This window comes from Streptomyces sp. CB02400 (assembly GCF_001905725.1).
Lineage (GTDB): Bacteria > Actinomycetota > Actinomycetes > Streptomycetales > Streptomycetaceae > Streptomyces > Streptomyces atrovirens.
In genome coordinates this window covers 87,394-106,103 of sequence record NZ_LIWB01000018.1, presented here as the reverse complement: position 1 = coordinate 106,103, position 18,710 = coordinate 87,394, and the positions used below count along the sequence as shown (strand labels likewise).

The following is an 18,710-nucleotide window of genomic DNA, read 5'->3' as shown; positions in this document are numbered from 1 at the left end:
CGACGGGTGAGCACGATTCCCGAGATCCGTACCCTGCCCGTGCCGGACGGCCTGGAGGGCGAGCGCGTCGACGCCGCCATCTCCCGCATGTTCGGCTTCTCCCGCACCAAGGCGGCCGAGCTCGCCGCCGCGGGGAAGGTCACGGTCGACGGGTCGGTGGTCGGCAAGTCCGAGCGGGTCAGCGGCGGCGCCTGGCTCGAGGTGGAGATGCCGCAGGCGCCCGCGCCGGTGCGGGTGGTCGCCGAGCCGGTCGAGGGCATGGAGATCGTGCACGACGACGACGACGTGGTCGTGATCGTCAAGCCCGTCGGCGTCGCCGCCCACCCCTCGCCGGGCTGGACCGGCCCGACGGTGATCGGCGGCCTCGCCGCCGCCGGGTACCGCATCTCGACCTCCGGCGCCGCCGAGCGCCAGGGCATCGTGCACCGCCTCGACGTCGGCACCTCCGGCCTGATGGTCGTCGCCAAGTCGGAGTACGCGTACACGTCACTGAAGCGCCAGTTCAAGGAGCGCACGGTCGACAAGCGCTACCACACGCTCGTCCAGGGCCACCCCGACCCGACCAGCGGCACCATCGACGCCCCCATCGGCCGTCACCCGCAGCACGACTACAAGTGGGCGGTCACCGCCGAGGGCAAGCCGTCCGTCACGCACTACGACCTCATCGAGGCCTTCCGCGCCGCCTCCCTGCTCGACGTCAAGCTGGAGACCGGCCGCACCCACCAGATCCGCGTCCACATGGCCGCCCACCGGCACCCCTGCGTCGGCGACCTCACCTACGGCGCCGACCCCACGCTCGCCAAGCGGCTCCGCCTGACCCGCCAGTGGCTGCACGCCGTACGCCTGGGCTTCGAGCACCCCGGCGACGGGCAGTGGGCGGAGTTCTCCTGCGACTACCCCGACGACCTCCAGCAGGCGCTGGACCAGGTCCGCGAGGAGACCTACGCATGAGCGTCGGCTACGTGGTCCGGGTGGCGGAGGAGTCCGCCGACCGCGAGGCGTGCTTCGCGGTCCGCAAGGAGGTCTTCGTCGCCGAGCAGGGCGTCCCCGAGGACATCGAGTACGACGCCTACGACGCCGGCGCCGTCCATGTGCTGGCGGTCGCGGCGGACGGCATACCCCTCGGCACCGGACGGCTGCTGCACGGCGAGGCCGCCGCGGCGAAGAACGGCGGCGACCCGGCGGTCGGCTCGCTCGGCCGGCTCGCGGTGACGCGGGAGGCGCGGGGCCTCGGCGTCGGCGCGGCGCTGGTGCGGGCCATCGAGGAGGCGGCCCGCGGCCGGGGCCTCACCGCCGTCGACCTGCACGCGCAGACGCACGCCCTCGGTTTCTACGAGCGGCTGGGCTACGAGGCGTACGGGCCCGAGTTCCCGGACGCGGGGATGCCGCACCGGGCCATGCGGCGCGTTCTGTAGCGGGGGCCGCGAACGGCCGGGTGAGGGCGTCGGCGTGGCAGGGTGGAGATCCGCCCGCCGATCGTCGATCCGCCCGGAGCCGTGACCGTGGATCAGTTGACCCTGCTGTTCGCCCTGCTGCTCGGGGCCGTGGTGAGTGTCCCGGTCGGGGAGCGGCTGGGGCTGCCGGCGCCGGTGCTGATGACGGTCCTCGGGGCGGTACTGGCCCTGCTGGAGTTCGTGCCGAACGTCGACATCCCGCCCGACCTGATCCTCCCGCTGCTGCTGCCGCCCCTGCTCTACGCCGCCGTACGACGGACCTCCTGGCGGCAGTTCGCGGCGAACGTCAGACCGATCCTGCTGCTCGCGGTGGCGCTGGTCTTCGTCACCATGCTGTGCGTGGCCACCGTCGCCCACGCGGTCGTGCCGGGGCTGCCGCTGGCCGCCGCCTTCGCCCTCGGCGCGCTGGTCGCGCCGCCCGACCCGGTCGCGGCGACCGCCGTCGCCGGGAAGCTGGGGCTGCCGCGCCGGCTGGTGTCGATCCTGGAGGGCGAGGGGCTCTTCAACGACGTCACGGCGATCGTCCTCTACAACGTGGCGATCGCCGCCGCCGTCAGCGGCAGCTTCTCCGCCTGGGAGGCCGGGCTCGACCTGGTGCTGTCGGCCGTGGTGGCGGTGGCGGTCGGGCTCGCCCTGGGCTGGGGCGCCAACAAGCTGATGGATCTCCTCGGTGACGCGACCCTGCAGATCGGGCTGAGCCTGCTCGTGCCGTACGCCTCCTACGTCGCGGCCGAGGAACTGCACGGTTCGGGCGTGCTCGCCGTGCTCACCACCGCGCTGTTCCTCGTCGAGTACGCCACCGACGCCGACGACGTCATGACCCGGCTGGCCGGGCACACCTTCTGGGACATCGTCGACACCCTGGTCACCGGGGTCGCGTTCGGGCTGGTCGGGCTCGAACTGCACAACGCGTTGCGGACCGCGTCCGGCCACTGGGGCGAACTGCTCGGCTGGGCGGCGGTGATCGTGGGCGTGGTCGTCCTGGTCCGGCTGCTGTGGCTGCTGCCGGCGACCTGGCTGACGAAACGGCTGCACGCCGCGCGGGACACCGCCGAGGAGATCCCGGTGAGCTGGCGCGAGACCGTGGTGATGTGGTGGTCCGGGATGCGCGGGGTGGCCTCCGTCGCGCTGGCGCTGGCGATTCCGCTGGAGACCGGCACCGGGGGCGACTTCCCCGGCCGGAGCGAGATCATCTTCATCGCGTTCGGCGTGATCATGGCGACCCTGCTGGTGCAGGGGCTGAGCCTGCCGTGGCTGGTGGGGCGGCTGGGGGTGCGGGCCGACGCCGGGCGGGAGAAGCAGCTCGAGCACGACCTGGCGGTCCGGGCGGCGAAGGCGGCGAAGCGCAGGCTGCGCGAGATCGAGGAGGCCGAGGACCTGCCGGAGGAGCTGTCCGAGCAGATGCTGCGCAGCGCCTTCGACATCGGGGTGCGGATCAGCCCCGACCTCGCGGACGACGAGCGGCGGGAGGCGCACCGGCAGCGGGCGCGGCGGCTGAAGCGGGTGCGGGGGATCCAGCGGGAGATGTTGAGCGCGGCTCGGCACGAAGTGCTCGCGGCGCGGAGTGAGGCGGGGGCGGATCCGGAGGTCGTGGACCGGGTGTTGCGGCATCTGGATGTGCGCAGTCTGCGCTGATTTTTGCTTGTCCTCCCACCCGCGCACTACTCGTCTCGGTTTGTCGAGAAATGGGCGTTTTCCGTGGGGGATTGGCGCCGTTGGCGGCTTTTCGTTCGTAGAGTCCTCGTATGACTCGGAATGTTGTGATCAGTGGGGGCGGTACCGGGATCGGGCTCGCCGCCGCGCGGGTGTTCGCCGCCGACGGGGACCGGGTGCTGCTGCTCGGGCGGCGGGGGGACGTGCTGGAGCGGGCCGGGGTGCCGGGTGCGCTGACGTACGCCGCCGATCTCGCCGACCCCGAGGCCGTGCGCGGTGTCGCCGGCTTCGTGGGGCGGGAGTTCGGGGCCGTGGACGTGCTGGTCCACAGCGCCGGAGGCAACGGGCTCCTCGAACCTCCGGCCGACGGCGACGACCCGCTCGACGCCGTCGCCCGCTCCTGGACGGTCAACTTCCGGCTCAACCTGCTGACCGCCGCACTGCTCACCGAGGCCCTGCGCGACCGGCTCGCCGAACCAGGCGGGCGCGTGCTGTTCATCGGTTCCATCGCCGCCTACCGGGGCCACGGACAGGTGGCGTACGGGGCGGCCAAGGCCGGCCTGCACCCGTACGCCCATGACCTCGCCCGGAGACTGGGCCCGCACGGCATCACCGTGAACGTGGTCGCCCCCGGCTACATCGAGGACACCGCCTTCTTCGGTGAAGGCATCGACGAGGAACTGCGCGCCCGGCTGATCGAGGAGACCCTGGACGGGCGTGCCGGAACACCCGGGGACGTCGCCGCGACCCTGCACTGGCTCGCCTCCCCGGGCGCCGCACACGTCACCTCGCAGATCATCCAGGTCAACGGCGGCGCCGAACGCGGCCACTGAGACCCGGTCAGCGTTCCCTCGGATGGGTGTGCACGCGGCGGGCCGCCGGTACGCCGTCGGCGGAGCGGTGATCGCGCCGGGCGGGCGGCAGCACCGCGTCGGCCGTGTTGACCCGGGGCAGGGCATAGGGGTGTTCCTCGCCCAGCCAGCGGATCATCCCCTCGCGGACCTCGACCCGTACCGTCCAGATGTCGTCCGCGTCCTTGGCCGTCACCAGGGCGCGCACCTCCATGGTGCTGGGCGTGCTGTCGGTCACGGTCAGGTTGAAGGCCCGGCCGTCCCAGGCCGGGCACTCCCGGAGGATGTCGCGGAGCCTGTCGCGCATCGCGTCCAGCGGGGCCGAGTGGTCGAGGTGCCAGAAGACGGTGCCCGTCATCTGCGGCGTCCCGCGCGACCAGTTCTCGAACGGCTGGGACGTGAAGTACGACACCGGCATGGTGATCCGGCGCTCGTCCCAGGTGTGCACGGTCAGGAAGGTCAGCGTGATCTCCTCGACCGTGCCCCACTCGCCGTCCACGACCACCGTGTCGCCGATGCGCACCATGTCGCCGAAGGCGATCTGCAGCCCGGCGAACATGTTGCCGAGCGTGGACTGGGCGGCCACACCGGCGACGATGCCGAGGATCCCGGCCGAGGCCAGCAGCGACGCACCGGCCGCCCGCATCGCGGGGAAGGTCAGCAGCATCGCGGCCACCGCCACCACACCGACGATCGCCGAGACCACCCGCCGGATCAGCGTCACCTGGGTGCGCACCCGGCGGACCCGCGCGGGGTCGCGCTCGCGATGGCTGCTGGCGTACCGCGTGTACGTGGTCTCGACGACCGCGGCCGCGATCCGGATCGCCAGCCAGGCGGCCGACCCGATCAGCACCAGGGTCAGGGTCCGGCCGATGGCGGTCTCGTGGTCCGGCAGCAGTTCCGCCTCGTCGTACGACCCTCTCAACAGGGCCGCGAACAGCACGAGCTGGTAGGGGATCCGGCCACGGCGCAGCAGCCCCCACAGCGGAGTCTCGTGGTGGCGTTCGTCGGCCTTGCGCAGCAGCAGGTCGGTGGCCCAGCCGATCAGCAGTGTGAGCACGACCGAGCCGCCGACCACGATCAATGGGCGGAGCACGTCATCCATGCTCCCGAACCTAACCGGCCCGGGCGGGCATGAACATGTGACTTCCGCGCGATCGCGGGTAGGGCCGTGAGCCGGCGTCGTCACACCGGGCTGGCACCATGGACCGCATGAACATCATGCTCTTTCACTCGACCTACGGCCTGCGGCCCGCGGTGCACCGGGCCGCGGACCGGCTGCGCGCGGCCGGACACGAGGTGTGGACGCCCGACCTCTTCGAGGGCAGCACGTTCGACACGGTCGAGGACGGCATGGCGTACAAGGACGGGATCGGCAAGGACGAGTTGCTGAAGCGGGCCGTGCTGGCCGCCGCGCCCTACTCCGAGCGGGGGCTGGTGTACGCGGGGTTCTCCTTCGGCGCCTCCGTCGCCCAGACGCTGGCCCTCGGCGACGACAAGGCGCGCGGACTGCTGCTCCTGCACGGCACGTCGGACATCGCGGAGAACGCCTCGGTGGACGAACTGCCGGTGCAGTTGCACGTCGCCGAGCCGGACCCGTTCGAGACGGACGACTGGCTCACCGCCTGGTACCTGCGGATGGGCCGGGCCGGTGCCGAGGTCGAGGTGTACCGATACGCGGGCGCCGGTCACCTCTACACCGACCCCGATCTCCCCGACTACGACGAGGAGGCCGCCGAGGCCACCTGGCGGGTGGCGCTCGGCTTCCTCGACTCGCTCGAACCGGATCAGCCGGCGCGGTAGGCGGTCCAGCTCTCCTGCATGCGCGTCACCTGACCCGCGGTGAACTGGTACATGCAGGCGTCGTACGTGTAGTCCATGAAATTGTGGATCGGGTCGGCGCCCGTCTTGCGGGTGCAGGTGTCGCGGCCCTCGGGGCACTCGTAGGCGGGGCTCTTCTCGGCCGCGGTGTCGTCGACGTAGTCGCCGTTGCCGTTACAGCCGCCCTGGAAGGTGTGGTACAGGCCCATCCAGTGGCCGACCTCGTGGGTGGCGGTGTCGCCCTCGTCGTAGTTCGTGGCCGAGCCGCCCGGCAGCGAGGAGTTCAGGACGACGACGCCGTCCATCTCCGGGCTGGACCGGTAGGAACTGGGGAAGGTGGCCCAGCCGAGGAGACCGTCGCCGATGTTGGCGGTGTAGAAGTTGAGCGCGTTCGCGCCGCCCTGGTGCAGGGCGGACTTCATCGCCTTCTCCTCCGGCGAGCCGTAGCCGACGGTGTACCAGGCGGCGTTGTCGGTGTAGTCGGTGCCGGCCAGCGTGAACTGGAAGCCCGAGTCGGTGTTGCCGGTGCCCTGGCCGGCGTAGGCCGCGTTCAGGACGTTCATCTGGGCGGTGATGTCGGCGGAGCCGAGCTTGCCGGTCTCACCGTCGTGGATGACGTGGAAGTAGACAGGAATGGTCGCCGAGGCGGTGGTCGCGCTGCTCCGGCCTGCCGTGCGCAGCTTGTCCAGCTTGGCGCGCAGATCGGCGTCCATGGCCTGGGCGCGGGCCTGGCTGATCTCGTTCGGCTCGGCGGCGTGCCCGTCGTGACCGGGACGGGCCTTGCGTGCCGTGGCGGAGGTGTCGTCGGCGCACTCGGCGGCCCGGGTTCCGGCCGCGGCCACCGTCGTGGGCGCGGACAGCGGGGTGAGCATCAGGGTTCCGGCCACGACGGCCGTACCGAGCAGGCGTCTGTGCGACAGGGACGATATCCGGGCGAACGTGCGCATGGGAGCTCCTGGCGGATGCGGTGGGGACCGGGCCAGGGATCTTCCTGGCCGCCGCCGGGAGATTACGTGGACATGACTAATCGCCAAGAGGAGTGATCAAGCCCAATCGGTCACCCGTCAAACAGGGGCAACAGGGAGCCTGATGAGTGCGGAAACGTTACGGCGCCCGGTGTTTGAAGACGCGACGTCATCGATTCGGTCACCGGGCGGGTGGTGTGTCCGGATTCGGTTCCCCGTCCGCACCACCCGCCGTAGCGGTCCGATCGGCCCTCACTGGCGCGTCACGCGGTCGGAAGTGGCCGAAAATCGCCCCTGGGCAGTGGGGCTACACCGGGTCGTGGACGCGTTCGACCTTCTGCGTGCCGCTGCGGGTGCGGTAGGAGCGGGCCCACTCGGACGTGGCGTCCGCCGCCGTACGGTCGGACAGCACGTAGTAGTCCATCTGCGCCCGCTCGGCGGTGATGTCCAGTACGCCGTAGCCGTGCCGGTCGGTGTCGACCCAGTGGACGTGCCGGTTGGCCGCCCGGATCAGCGGTGCGGCGAGCGCGGAGACGGTGCCCTCGGGGACCTTCACGATGTCGTCGAGGTTGTCGGAGGTGACCGAGGTGACCACGAACTCCGTGGCCGCCGACGCCGACAGCGGATAGGTACCGGCGTTCACCGGCACGTCGTTGGCCCACGCCATGTGGACGTCGCCGGTGAGGAAGACCGTGTTGCGGACGGCGTTCGCCCGCAGATGGGCGAGGAGTTCGCGGCGGTCGTCGGTGTAGCCGTCCCACTGGTCGGTGTTGAGGGCGATCCCCTCCTGCGGCAGGCCCAGCAGCTTCGCGAGCGGCTTGAGGAGGCTCGCGGGAAGGGAGCCGAGGGCGAACGGCGAGATCATCACCGGGGTGCCGACCAGCCGCCAGGTGGTGTCGGACGCCGTCAGACCGGCCTTCAGCCAGTCCAGTTGGGCGCGCCCGGTGAGGGTGCGGTCCGGGTCGTCGACCTCGCCGTCGCCCAGGGAGACCTGTTGGGAACGGAACGACCGCAGGTCGAGGAGGGACAGATCGGCGAGCTTGCCGAAGCGGAGCCGGCGGTAGGTGGTGCCGGCGAGCGCGGGCCGTACCGGCATCCACTCGAAGTAGGCCTGCTTGGCGGCGGCCTGGCGGGCCGCCCAGGTGCCCTCCGCGCCCTCGGTGTGGTTCTCGGCGCCGCCCGACCAGGTGTCGTTGGCGAACTCGTGGTCGTCCCAGATCGCGACGACCGGCGCCTTGGCGTGCAGGGCCTGGAGGTCGGGGTCGGTCTTGTACGTGGCGTGCCGGAGCCGGTAGTCGGCGAGGGTGACGATCTCGTGGGCGGGCGTGTGCGGCCGTACGACCTCGCCGCGGGCGCTGTACTCGCCGGTGCCGTACTCGTAGACGTAGTCGCCCAGGTGCAGCCAGGCGTCCAGGTCGCCGCGGGCCGCGAGGTGGCGGTACGCGGCGAAGTGGCCGGCCTCCCAGTTGGCGCAGGAGACCACGCCGAAGCGCAGGCCGGTCACGGCGGCGTCGGCGGCCGGGGCGGTGCGGGTGCGGGCGACGGGCGAGTCGGTGCCGTCGGCGGAGAAGCGGAACCAGTAGTCGGTGGCCGGACGCAGGCCGCGGATGTCCGCCTTGACGGTGTGGTCGGAGGCGGCGGTGGCGAGGGTCGAACCCTTCGCGACGACGTCGGTGAACGCCCTGTCCCGGGCGACGGTCCAGCTCACCTCGGTGTCCGGGCCGAGCCCGGAGCCGGGTATCGCCTCCGGCACCGGTGTCACGCGGGTCCACAGCAGGACGCCGTCCGGCAGCGGGTCGCCGGAGGCGACGCCGTGCAGGAAGGCGGGCGCCTGCGCGGTCGCGGCACGTGCGGGGAGGGCGGCGGCGAGCGGTCCGGCCAGCACCGCGGTGGCGGCGGCCGCCCTGACGACCGTACGGCGGCGCGGGGACGGGAAGCCGGGGTCCGCGGTGGCGGAGACGGCGCTCTCGGATGATCTGTGTCGACTGGTCACAGCCGATCAGGTTACTGACAGGTACACGCAAGAGCGGGCGAACTCGCGAAAGTTCGCCCGCTCTTCGGCGTGCCGTCGGCCGGCCGGGGGTCAGGCCTTGAGGGCCGCGTCGACCGCCGTGTTGAACTCGTCCACCGTCATGGGCGCGTTCTGCCCGTCGGAGCCGGTGAGCTTCTTGCCGTCCATCATCAGCGTCGGCGTGCCCTGGGCCTCGCTGTTGTCGAACACGTCGGACATCTCCAGCGCCCACTTGTCGTAGGTGCCGTCCTTCACGTCCGCCTGGAACTCCTTGTTGTTCTTCAGGGCGTCGACCGTGTTGGCGATCTTGATCAGGTACGCGTCGTCCTTGAACTTGTCGTCCGTCTCCTCGGGGTGGTACTCGGCCGAGTAGAGCGCGCCCTTGTAGGCGAGGAACGCGTCGGGGCTGACGTTCAGCGCGGCGCCCAGGGCGCTCAGGGCGTTCTTGGAGCCCTCGCCGGTCAGGTTGCGGTCGAGGAACGAGGCGCCTATGAAGCGGATCTTGTACTTGCCGTCCTCGACGTCCTTCTCGATGGTCTTGCCGACCGTCTGCTCGAAGGAGGCGCAGACCGGGCAGCGCGGGTCCTCGTACAGCTCCAGGGTCTTCTTCGCGTCGGACTCGCCGATGACGACGGTCGTGCCGTTCTTGCCGCTGGTGTTGGCCGGCTTGACGAGCTTGGCGTCCTTCGCGGACTCCCAGTAGTCGGGCTGGTTGGCCTGGACGACCGCGTAGCCGATGCCGCCGGCCGCGGCCAGCACGCCGACCACCGAGGCGGCGACGATGAGCTGCCGCCTGACCTTCGCCTTCTTCGCCTGGCGCTCGCGCTCCACGCGCAGCCGCTCTCGGGCCGCCGACTTCGCCGCCTGGCTGTTCCGCTTGCTCATGGTGATGTCTCCACGGGGGACGCACACGGTCGTGTCGTGTGCGGGATACGTATGGGAATGCTGGTGCTCGGAGGGTTCGCCGGGGCGGGGGCCGCCCTCAGGCGAAGGTGACGGAGCACGGCGGTCCGCGCCGTCCCAGGGAGTGCGCGAGGAGCAGGGTGCGGGCCGCGGCGGTACGGCGGACCGGGCGGGCCGGACGGCGGACCTCCGGGGCCCGGCGCACGGCCACCGCGGCGACCGCGAGCAGCAGCGGCCGGAAGGTCGTGGCCGCCACCGCGCCCAGCAGCTGGGCCAGCGCCCGCTCGCCGCGGCGCAGCCAGGCGGCGGCGAACAGACCGACCCCGATGTGCGCGCCGAGCAGCGCCCAGGCGGTCGCCGGGTCGGCCTGGGCGAGCAGGGCCGCCAGCCGGTCGCCGCCCTCGGCGGCGTGCCCGGTGGCCCGGGCGAGCGGTGCGCCCACGCTGGTGCCGTCGCCGCACAGCACGTCGAAGCCGACGGAGCGCAACGGGCCCGCGACGGGTCCGCCCATCCGGCCGTAGCAGACGTGCTGGCCGGTGGTGAAGACGGTGTCGGCGGCCAGCTCCAGCGGGATCAGCAGGGCGGCGATCCGCCCGAAGGAACGCTCCCGCCCCGCCAGGGCGTACGCCAGCAGGAACACGGCGGCGGCGATCGCGGCCACCGTGTTCAGCGGCAGCGGGACCCCGGACAGCAGCACGTGCGACGCGGCGCTGAGCGTCACGACGACTGCCGTGAACAGCGCCGCGCGTACGGCTCTGAGCTGGGTTCCGGATATGTCCATGGCGGGAACGAGTGTGTCACGTGCTCCGGTAAGGGATCCCTAAAGGGTTCCTGTGGATGTGCGGATGGTTACAGGCCCGGAATCCGGCCGTTGCGGAACAGGTCCAGGAAGATCTGGTGGTCGCCGCGCGCGCGGGCGCCGTAGTCGTGCGCGAACTCGACCAGGAGGGGGATCAGGGAGTCCTCGTCGGCGGCGATCGCCGCGTCGATGGCGCGCTCGGTGGAGAACGGCACCAGGGACTCGCCGGAGGTGTCGTCCGCCGCCGCGTGCATCGTCGCCGTGGCCCGGCCGAGGTCGGCGACGACCAGGGCGATCTCCTCCGGGTCGTCGATGTCGCCCCAGTCCAGGTCCACGGCGTACGGCGAGACCTCGGCGACGAGCTGGCCCGCGCCGTCCAGCTCGGTCCAGCCCAGCCACGGGTCGGCGTGCGCCTGGAGGGCGCGCTGGGAGATCACCGTGCGGTGCCCCTCGTGCTGGAAGTAGTCCTGGATCGCCTGGTCCGTGATGTGCCGGGAGACGGCCGGGGTCTGGGCCTGCTTGATGTAGATCACCACATCGTTCTCCAGGGCGTCGCTGTGGCCCTCCAGGAGGATGTTGTACGACGGCAGCCCGGCCGAGCCGATGCCGATGCCGCGGCGGCCCACGACGTCCTTCACGCGGTAGGAGTCCGGACGGGCCAGCGAGGCGTCCGGCAGCGTCTCCAGATAGCCGTCGAAGGCGGCGAGCACCTTGTAGCGGGTGGCGGCGTCCAGCTCGACCGCGCCGCCGCCGGAGGCGAAGCGGCGCTCGAAGTCACGGATGTCGGTCATCGAGTCCAGCAGCCCGAACCGGGTCAGCGAGCGGGCGTCGCGCAGCGCGTCGAGCAGCGGCCCCTGGGCGGTGTCCAGCGTGAACGGCGGCACCTCGTCGCTCTTCGCGCCGGTGGCCAGCGCGTGGATCCGCTCCCGGTAGGCGGCCGCGTAGATCGTGACCAGCTCGGTGATCTGCTCGTCGCTGAGCGCCTTCGCGTAGCCGATCAGCGCCACGGAGGCCGCGAAGCGCTTGAGGTCCCAGGTGAAGGGGCCGACGTAGGCCTCGTCGAAGTCGTTGACGTTGAAGACCAGGCGGCCGTTGGAGTCCATGTAGGTGCCGAAGTTCTCCGCGTGGAGATCGCCGTGGATCCACACCCGCGAGGTGCGGTCGTCCAGGTACGGCCCGCCGCGCTTCTCGGCGTCCAGATCGTGGTAGAAGAGGCACGCCGTCCCGCGGTAGAAGGCGAACGCCGAGGCCGCCATCTTGCGGAACTTCACCCGGAACGCGGCCGGGTCGGCGGCCAGGAGCTCGCCGAAGGCGGTGTCGAGGACGGCGAGGATCTCCTCACCGCGGTGCTCGTCGTTGAGCTGCGGTACCGACATCGCTTTGTGCCTCCAGGTGCGGGATGTTTCGGGACGGCTGGTCCGTCCCCTGTCCAACGTGCGACGGCGCGCGGGAGTGCCCGCGCCCCGCTCGAAGGTACGTCGTGGCGGCCTCCGCGTGTCAGCGTCTGGGCATAGACTTCGACGCTGTCCCCCAGACCGTCCGCCTGCCCGTCACAGGCTGTTTTCCTTGGAGGCCGCACCGTGTCAAAGCCGCCGTTCACGCACCTGCACGTCCACACCCAGTACTCGCTGCTGGACGGTGCCGCGCGGCTGAAGGACATGTTCAACGCCTGCAATGAAATGGGCATGTCGCACATCGCCATGTCCGACCACGGCAACCTGCACGGGGCGTACGACTTCTTCCACTCCGCGCAGAAGGCCGGAGTCACCCCGATCATCGGGATCGAGGCGTATGTCGCGCCCGAGTCCCGGCGCAACAAGCGCAAGATCCAGTGGGGCCAGCCGCACCAGAAGCGGGACGACGTCTCCGGTTCCGGTGGTTACACCCACAAGACGATGTGGGCCGTGAACAGCACCGGCCTGCACAACCTCTTCCGGCTCTCCTCCGACGCCTACGCCGAGGGCTGGCTGCAGAAGTGGCCCCGGATGGACAAGGAGACCATCAGCCAGTGGTCCGAGGGGATCGTGGCCTCCACCGGCTGCCCCTCCGGCGAGGTGCAGACCCGGCTGCGCCTCGGCCACTTCGACGAGGCCCTCAAGGCCGCCGCCGACTACCAGGACATCTTCGGCAAGGACCGCTACTTCCTGGAGCTGATGGACCACGGCATCGAGATCGAGCACCGGGTCCGCGACGGCCTCCTGGAGATCGGCCGGAAGCTCGGCATCCCGCCCCTGGTCACCAACGACTCGCACTACACGTACGCGCACGAGGCGACCGCCCACGACGCGCTGCTGTGCATCCAGACCGGCAAGAACCTCTCCGACCCCGACCGCTTCAAGTTCGACGGCACCGGCTACTACCTCAAGTCCACCGACGAGATGTACGCCATCGACTCCTCGGACGCCTGGCAGCAGGGCTGCGCCAACACCAGGCTGATCGCCGAGATGGTCGACACCACGGGCATGTTCGAGAAGCGCGACCTGATGCCCAAGTTCGACATCCCGGACGGGTACACCGAGGTGAGCTGGTTCAAGGAGGAGGTCCGCCGCGGCATGGAGCGCCGCTTCCCCGGCGGTATCCCCGACGACCGCCAGAAGCAGGCCGACTACGAGATGGACGTCATCATCCAGATGGGGTTCCCGGGGTACTTCCTCGTCGTCGCCGACTTCATCATGTGGGCCAAGAACAACGGCATCGCGGTCGGCCCCGGCCGTGGCTCCGCGGCCGGCTCGATCGTCGCCTACGCCATGGGCATCACCGACCTCGACCCGATCCCGCACGGACTGATCTTCGAGCGGTTCCTCAACCCCGAGCGCGTCTCCATGCCCGACGTCGACATCGACTTCGACGAGCGCAGGCGCGTCGAGGTGATCCGGTACGTGACGGAGAAGTACGGCGCCGACAAGGTCGCCATGATCGGCACCTACGGCAAGATCAAGGCGAAGAACGCCATCAAGGACTCCGCGCGCGTGCTGGGCTACCCGTACGCGATGGGCGACCGCCTCACCAAGGCGATGCCCGCCGACGTCCTCGGCAAGGGCATCGACCTGAACGGCATCACCGACCCCTCGCACCCCCGCTACAGCGAGGCCGGCGAGATCCGCTCGATGTACGAGAACGAGCCGGACGTGAAGAAGGTCATCGACACCGCCAAGGGCGTCGAGGGCCTGGTCCGGCAGATGGGCGTGCACGCCGCCGGCGTGATCATGTCCAGCGAGCCCATCGTCGACCACGCCCCCATCTGGGTGCGGCACACCGACGGCGTGACCATCACGCAGTGGGACTACCCCCAGTGCGAGTCGCTGGGCCTGCTGAAGATGGACTTCCTCGGCCTGCGCAACCTGACCATCATGGACGACGCCGTCAAGATGGTGAAGGCCAACAAGGGCGTCGACCTGGACCTGCTGGGCCTGCCGCTCGACGATCCGAAGACCTTCGAACTCCTCCAGCGCGGCGACACCCTCGGCGTCTTCCAGTTCGACGGCGGACCGATGCGCTCGCTGCTGCGGCTGATGAAGCCGGACAACTTCGAGGACATCTCCGCCGTCTCCGCGCTCTACCGTCCCGGCCCGATGGGCATGGACTCGCACACCAACTACGCGCTGCGCAAGAACAAGCTCCAGGAGATCACCCCGATCCACAAGGAGCTTGAGGAGCCGCTCACCGAGGTCCTGGACGTCACCTACGGCCTGATCGTCTACCAGGAGCAGGTGCAGAAGGCCGCCCAGATCATCGCCGGCTACTCGCTCGGCGAGGCCGACATCCTCCGCCGCGTCATGGGCAAGAAGAAGCCCGAGGAACTGGCGAAGAACTTCACCATCTTCCAGGCCGGCGCCCGCAAGAACGGCTACAGCGACGAGGCCATCCAGGCCCTCTGGGACGTGCTGGTGCCCTTCGCCGGCTACGCCTTCAACAAGGCGCACTCCGCCGCGTACGGACTGGTGTCCTACTGGACCGCCTACCTCAAGGCGAACTACCCGGCCGAGTACATGGCCGCGCTGCTCACCTCGGTGAAGGACGACAAGGACAAGTCGGCGATCTACCTCAACGAGTGCCGCCGCATGGGCATCAAGGTGCTCCCGCCGAACGTCAACGAGTCGGTGCACAACTTCGCCGCCCAGGGCGACGACGTGATCCTCTTCGGCCTGGAGGCCGTGCGCAACGTCGGCACCAACGTGGTCGAGTCGATCATCAAGTGCCGCAAGGCCAAGGGGAAGTACACCTCCTTCCCGGACTACCTCGACAAGGTCGACGCGGTCGTCTGCAACAAGCGCACCACGGAGTCGCTGATCAAGGCCGGCGCCTTCGACGAGCTGGGACACACCCGCAAGGGCCTCACCGCCCACTACGAGCCGATGATCGACAACGTGGTCGCGGTCAAGCGCAAGGAGGCCGAGGGACAGTTCGACCTCTTCGGCGGCATGGGCGAGGAGGAGACCAGCGAGCCCGGCTTCGGCCTCGACGTCACCTTCACCGACGACGAGTGGGACAAGACGTACCTGCTCGCCCAGGAGCGCGAGATGCTCGGGCTCTACGTCTCCGACCACCCGCTGTTCGGCCTGGAGCACGTGCTGTCCGACAAGGCCGACGCGGGCATCTCCCAGCTCACCGGCGGCGACTTCGGCGACGGCGCGGTGGTCACCATCGGCGGCATCATCTCGGGCCTCCAGCGCAAGATGACCAAGCAGGGCAACGCCTGGGCGATCGCCACCGTGGAGGACCTCGCGGGCTCCATCGAGTGCATGTTCTTCCCGGCGACGTACCAGCTCGTCTCGACGCAACTCGTCGAGGACGCCGTGGTGTTCGTCAAGGGCCGGCTCGACAAGCGGGAGGACGTGCCGCGGCTGGTCGCGATGGAGCTGATGGTCCCCGACCTGTCCAACGCCGGCACCAACGCGCCCGTGGTGCTCACCATCCCGGCCACCCGCGTGACCCCGCCGATGGTCAGCCGGCTCGGCGAGATCCTCACCCACCACAAGGGCGACAGCGAGGTGCGGATCAAGCTCCAGGGGCCGACGAAGACGACGGTGCTGCGCCTGGACCGGCACCGGGTGAAGCCGGACCCGGCCCTGTTCGGTGATCTGAAGGTCCTCCTCGGACCGTCCTGCCTGGCGGGCTAGCGGGCTCGTCCGGCCGGCGCGCGTGAGGGGCGCACCCTGTGGTGGGTGCGCCCCTCTTCATGTGCCTGGGCCTTTGTGCGCCCGGGTCTTCATGTGCCCGGGCCGCGACGGGCCGTTGCGAAGATGTCAGTTGTGGCCGAAGCGCTTCTGCCGGCCCTTGCCCCGGCCGACCTCGCCGGGCACGGCCTGTGTGGTGCGCTGCTCGTCCGGCGTCTCCATCGTGGACGCCTGCGCCGCCCGCTGGGCGCGTTCGGCCTGCGGCTGCTTACGGTCACGGTTCTTGTTCTTGGCCATGGTGGTGCCTCCTGTGGGGGACTAGGGGCCAGGGCCGGGACCAGATTCACACAGCCCGATAACAGGCGCACGTTGGACAATTACCGTGTGTGACCAGGGTGATCGGGGAGGAAGTGTGGAAACGCCACGCCGAAGATCGAGTTCGGGCCGTTAACCCCGGCGTGGTCGGGCAGACTCGAAGCAAGCCCGAAGCAAACCTCCCGGAAAGAGGGTGGATCGCGTGGACCGCTGCATCGTCCTGGTGGACGCCGGGTATCTGCTGGGGGCCGCCGCCAGTCTCCTCGCCGGGGAACCGTCGCGGTCCCGCATCACCGTCGATCACGCGGCCCTCATCCAGGGGCTGCGGGAACGCGCCGAGTCCGACACGCGTCAGCCGCTGCTGCGCATCTACTGGTTCGACGGCGCCCCCGACCGCGTCCCGCAGCCCGAGCACCGCAGGCTGCGCGTGATGCCCCGGGTCACCGTCCGGCTCGGCGCGCTGACCCGCAGCGACGGCCGCTGGGCGCAGAAGGGCGTCGACGCCGCGATGCACGCCGAGCTGACCGAGCTGGCCCGCAATCGCGCCTGCTCCGACATCGTGTTGGTCACCGGGGACGGTGACCTGCTGCCCGGCATGATGGCCGCCAAGGAACACGGCGTCGCCGTGCACCTGTGGGCCGTGCAGGCCGCCGACGGCGACTACAACCAGTCCGAGGACCTGGTCGCCGAGGCCGACGAGCGCCGGGTGCTGGACCGGGCGTGGATCACCCGGGCCGTACGGGCCAAGGAGTACACCGGGGTGTGCGCCCCGCCGCCCGTGCCGCGGCCCGAGATCGCCGCGATCCTCTCCGCCCCGCTGCCGGAGTCCGCGCTCGGCGCGACGGCCGAGCGGACCGTCGAGGAGCCGCGGCACCCGGCTGCCGCCGGGCACAACGGCACCGCCGAGCGGGCGGCCACGGCGAAGGGCGTACCCACCCCCAAGGACCTGGCCGCGCTGCGCGGCCCCGGCCCGCACCCGCCCCAGCAGCCCGCCTCCGCGACTCTGCGCTGGTCCTCCGACAAGGGCTGGGTCGACCGTCCGGCCGCCGAGCCGCCGGACGCGGTGTCCATGCCGACGCTCGCCCAGTTGACCACGGCGGAGCAGCGGTGGGCCGACCGGGAGGAGGACATCACCACCGTCGGTGGGGATCCCTTCGAGGTGGGGCAGGTGTTCGCGCGGCGCTGGGTGGAGCGGCTCGGGGACCAGGGGCACATCCAGAAGCTGTCCGGGATGTATCCCCGGATTCCGCACCGTGTCGACGGGGAGCTGTTGCGGTACGCGGCGCGTTTCGGGCTGCTCGCCCACAAGGACGATCAGATCGACGAGCGTGATCGTTACGCCATTCGGGCGGGGTTCTGGCGTGAGCTGGATCTTCGTACCGGTACGGAGAGGGCTCCCGCCGGGGAGTAGGCGGGGGGCTGCCCCTGCGCCCCGTGTCGGGGGCTCCGCCCCCGCGCCCCCGCCAGGAGGCTCCCGCCCCCTGGACCCCCGGCCTATGCCCACCCACCTCCCGACTCGGTGGGTCGGGAGGTGGGCCACGGACCCGGCGTGTGCGGGCGCTGGATCGGCTCGGTGGGCTGGGAGGTGGGCCGTGTTCCCGGCGTGTGCCGATGCGTTGCCCTGGCTCGGCGGCTCGGCGGCTCGGCGGCTCGGCGGCTCGGCGGCTCGGCGGCTCGGCGGCTCGGCGGCTCGGCGGTGCGGCGAGGCGGTGGGGCGGTGGGTGGTTGGGGTGGGTTTGTGGGTGGTGGGGTGACCCGAGGGTGGGGCGGGGTTCTGGACCCCGTAGGCTCGTGCCTTGTGAGTACGCGCGCGGCACAGGGATTCCGGCACGGTGGTGATGTCGTGTGTGCGGTGCGCGGGCTGACCAAGACCTATCCGGCGGTGCGCGGCCGGCGCGGGGTTCCCGCGACGCCCGAGGTCCGGGCCACCGACGACGTGGGGCTCGACATCCGGCGCGGTGAGATCTTCGGACTGCTCGGGCCGAACGGCGCCGGCAAGTCCACCCTCGTACGCCAGCTCACCGGGCTGATGCGGCCCGACCGCGGCAGCGTCGAGATCCTCGGCCACGACATCGTGCGCCACCCCGAGCGTGCCGCGCGCATCCTCGCCTACCTCGGCCAGGAGTCCAGCGCCCTCGACGAACTGACCGTGTCCCTCGCCGCCGAGACCACCGGCCGGCTGCGCGGGCTCGACGTGCGGCGGGCGCGGGCCGAGCGGGACGACGTCCTGGACGAACTGGGGCTCACCCCGATCGCCGGGCGCCCGCTGAAGAAACTCTCCGGCGGCCAGCGCCGGCTGGCCTGCTTCGCCGCCGCGCTGGTGGGGGAGCGGCCCCTGCTCGTCCTGGACGAGCCCACCACCGGCATGGACCCGGTGGCCCGGCGTGCCGTGTGGTCCGCCGTCGACCGGCGCCGCGCCGGACACGGCACCACCGTGCTGCTGGTCACCCACAACGTGATCGAGGCCGAGACCGTGCTCGACCGGGTCGCCGTGCTCGACCGGGGCCGGGTCATCGCCTGCGACAGCCCGGCCGGACTCAAGGAGCGGGTCGCCGGCGAGGTCCGGGTCGACCTGGTGTGGCGCGAGGCGGCACCCCTGCACGTGCCCGAGGTCGCCGCGCTGCGCGACCGGGTCGTCGAGTCGGGCCGCCGCTGGACCCTGCGACTGGCACCCGAGGAGGCCCGTACGGTCGTCGCCACCGTCACCGGCGGGGCCGCCTTCGCCGCGCTGGACGACTTCACGCTGGCCACGCCCAGCCTGGAGGACGTCTACCTGGCGCTGGGCGGCGCCGTACGACAGGGACTGGTGAAGGCGTGAGCA

The 18,710-nt window shown here is 71.0% G+C and carries 15 protein-coding genes; 8 read left to right on the top strand and 7 right to left on the bottom strand.

The features are described 5' to 3' along the window. Positions 1–6 precede the first annotated feature (6 nt). From AMK33_RS32360 to AMK33_RS32345, 4 genes are all read left to right on the top strand, one after another. The gene (locus tag AMK33_RS32360; RefSeq protein ID WP_073936558.1) at positions 7–951 is read left to right on the top strand and encodes an RluA family pseudouridine synthase; all 945 of its coding nucleotides are present in this window, start codon (positions 7–9) and stop codon (positions 949–951) included. Then, the gene (locus AMK33_RS32355; RefSeq protein ID WP_073936557.1) at positions 948–1,415 is read left to right on the top strand and encodes a GNAT family N-acetyltransferase; all 468 of its coding nucleotides are present in this window, start codon (positions 948–950) and stop codon (positions 1,413–1,415) included. Before AMK33_RS32360 ends, AMK33_RS32355 begins: the two co-directional genes overlap by 4 nt. Before the next feature lie 87 nt (positions 1,416–1,502). Next, complete coding sequence (locus AMK33_RS32350; RefSeq protein WP_073936645.1) at positions 1,503–3,089, top strand: Na+/H+ antiporter; 1,587 nt, start codon at positions 1,503–1,505, stop codon at positions 3,087–3,089. Positions 3,090–3,199: 110 nt separating this feature from the next. Then, entirely contained in the window at positions 3,200–3,940 is a 741-nt protein-coding gene (locus AMK33_RS32345; RefSeq protein ID WP_073936556.1) for an SDR family NAD(P)-dependent oxidoreductase, read from the top strand. Positions 3,941–3,947: 7 nt separating this feature from the next. On the opposite strand, the gene AMK33_RS32340 is transcribed toward AMK33_RS32345, so the two are convergent. Further along, positions 3,948–5,063, bottom strand: coding sequence for a mechanosensitive ion channel family protein (locus tag AMK33_RS32340; protein ID WP_073936555.1), 1,116 nt, complete (start codon positions 5,061–5,063; stop codon positions 3,948–3,950). A gap of 107 nt (positions 5,064–5,170) precedes the next feature. Here AMK33_RS32340 and AMK33_RS32335 point away from each other — a divergent pair, with 107 nt between their 5' ends. Then, a complete protein-coding gene (locus AMK33_RS32335) occupies positions 5,171–5,761 on the top strand; it encodes a dienelactone hydrolase family protein (RefSeq protein ID WP_073936644.1) in 591 nt (196 codons plus the stop codon). Here the strand turns inward: AMK33_RS32335 and AMK33_RS32330 are convergent. The 5 genes from AMK33_RS32330 to AMK33_RS32310 all read right to left on the bottom strand — a co-directional run bounded on the left by AMK33_RS32330 (position 5,746) and on the right by AMK33_RS32310 (position 11,833). Further along, positions 5,746–6,726, bottom strand: coding sequence for a zinc metalloprotease (locus AMK33_RS32330; protein WP_073936554.1), 981 nt, complete (start codon positions 6,724–6,726; stop codon positions 5,746–5,748). The genes AMK33_RS32335 and AMK33_RS32330 overlap by 16 nt on opposite strands. A gap of 325 nt (positions 6,727–7,051) precedes the next feature. Beyond that, positions 7,052–8,737, bottom strand: coding sequence for an alkaline phosphatase D family protein (locus AMK33_RS32325; RefSeq protein ID WP_073936553.1), 1,686 nt, complete (start codon positions 8,735–8,737; stop codon positions 7,052–7,054). A 90-nt stretch (positions 8,738–8,827) separates the two neighbouring features. Further along, positions 8,828–9,640: a DsbA family protein gene (locus tag AMK33_RS32320; RefSeq protein WP_073936552.1), complete on the bottom strand. Its 813-nt coding sequence runs from the start codon at positions 9,638–9,640 to the stop codon at positions 8,828–8,830. 97 nt (positions 9,641–9,737) lie between these two features. After that, complete coding sequence (locus AMK33_RS32315; RefSeq protein ID WP_073936551.1) at positions 9,738–10,439, bottom strand: hypothetical protein; 702 nt, start codon at positions 10,437–10,439, stop codon at positions 9,738–9,740. Positions 10,440–10,507: 68 nt separating this feature from the next. Beyond that, positions 10,508–11,833 (bottom strand): DUF2252 domain-containing protein, encoded by a 1,326-nt coding sequence (locus AMK33_RS32310; RefSeq protein WP_073936550.1) that lies wholly within the window; start codon positions 11,831–11,833, stop codon positions 10,508–10,510. 204 nt (positions 11,834–12,037) lie between these two features. Between AMK33_RS32310 and dnaE the strand changes: the two genes are divergently transcribed. Next, on the top strand, positions 12,038–15,577 hold the full coding sequence (gene dnaE / locus AMK33_RS32305; RefSeq protein WP_073936549.1) for a DNA polymerase III subunit alpha: 3,540 nt from the start codon (positions 12,038–12,040) through the stop codon (positions 15,575–15,577). A 126-nt stretch (positions 15,578–15,703) separates the two neighbouring features. On the opposite strand, the gene AMK33_RS43110 is transcribed toward dnaE, so the two are convergent. Then, entirely contained in the window at positions 15,704–15,871 is a 168-nt protein-coding gene (locus AMK33_RS43110) for a hypothetical protein (protein WP_167748606.1), read from the bottom strand. A 220-nt stretch (positions 15,872–16,091) separates the two neighbouring features. Here AMK33_RS43110 and AMK33_RS32300 point away from each other — a divergent pair, with 220 nt between their 5' ends. Together AMK33_RS32300 and AMK33_RS32295 are read left to right on the top strand one after the other, a co-directional pair. Next, positions 16,092–17,300, top strand: coding sequence for an NYN domain-containing protein (locus tag AMK33_RS32300; RefSeq protein ID WP_073936548.1), 1,209 nt, complete (start codon positions 16,092–16,094; stop codon positions 17,298–17,300). A 432-nt stretch (positions 17,301–17,732) separates the two neighbouring features. Then, positions 17,733–18,707 (top strand): ABC transporter ATP-binding protein, encoded by a 975-nt coding sequence (locus AMK33_RS32295; RefSeq protein ID WP_073936643.1) that lies wholly within the window; start codon positions 17,733–17,735, stop codon positions 18,705–18,707. The last annotated feature ends 3 nt before the right edge of the window (positions 18,708–18,710 follow it).

Excerpts from the sequence above, each read along its gene's own strand:
- AMK33_RS32320 (WP_073936552.1), bottom strand. The coding sequence starts at position 9,640 with ATGAGCAAGCGGAACAGCCAGGCGGCGAAGTCGGCGGCCCGAGAGCGG.
- AMK33_RS32355 (WP_073936557.1), top strand. The coding sequence starts at position 948 with ATGAGCGTCGGCTACGTGGTCCGGGTGGCGGAGGAGTCCGCCGACCGC.
- AMK33_RS32345 (WP_073936556.1), top strand. The coding sequence starts at position 3,200 with ATGACTCGGAATGTTGTGATCAGTGGGGGCGGTACCGGGATCGGGCTC.
- AMK33_RS32335 (WP_073936644.1), top strand. The coding sequence starts at position 5,171 with ATGAACATCATGCTCTTTCACTCGACCTACGGCCTGCGGCCCGCGGTG.
- AMK33_RS32340 (WP_073936555.1), bottom strand. The coding sequence starts at position 5,063 with ATGGATGACGTGCTCCGCCCATTGATCGTGGTCGGCGGCTCGGTCGTG.
- AMK33_RS32310 (WP_073936550.1), bottom strand. The coding sequence starts at position 11,833 with ATGTCGGTACCGCAGCTCAACGACGAGCACCGCGGTGAGGAGATCCTC.
- AMK33_RS32315 (WP_073936551.1), bottom strand. The coding sequence starts at position 10,439 with ATGGACATATCCGGAACCCAGCTCAGAGCCGTACGCGCGGCGCTGTTC.
- AMK33_RS43110 (WP_167748606.1), bottom strand. The coding sequence starts at position 15,871 with ATGGCCAAGAACAAGAACCGTGACCGTAAGCAGCCGCAGGCCGAACGC.
- AMK33_RS32330 (WP_073936554.1), bottom strand. The coding sequence starts at position 6,726 with ATGCGCACGTTCGCCCGGATATCGTCCCTGTCGCACAGACGCCTGCTC.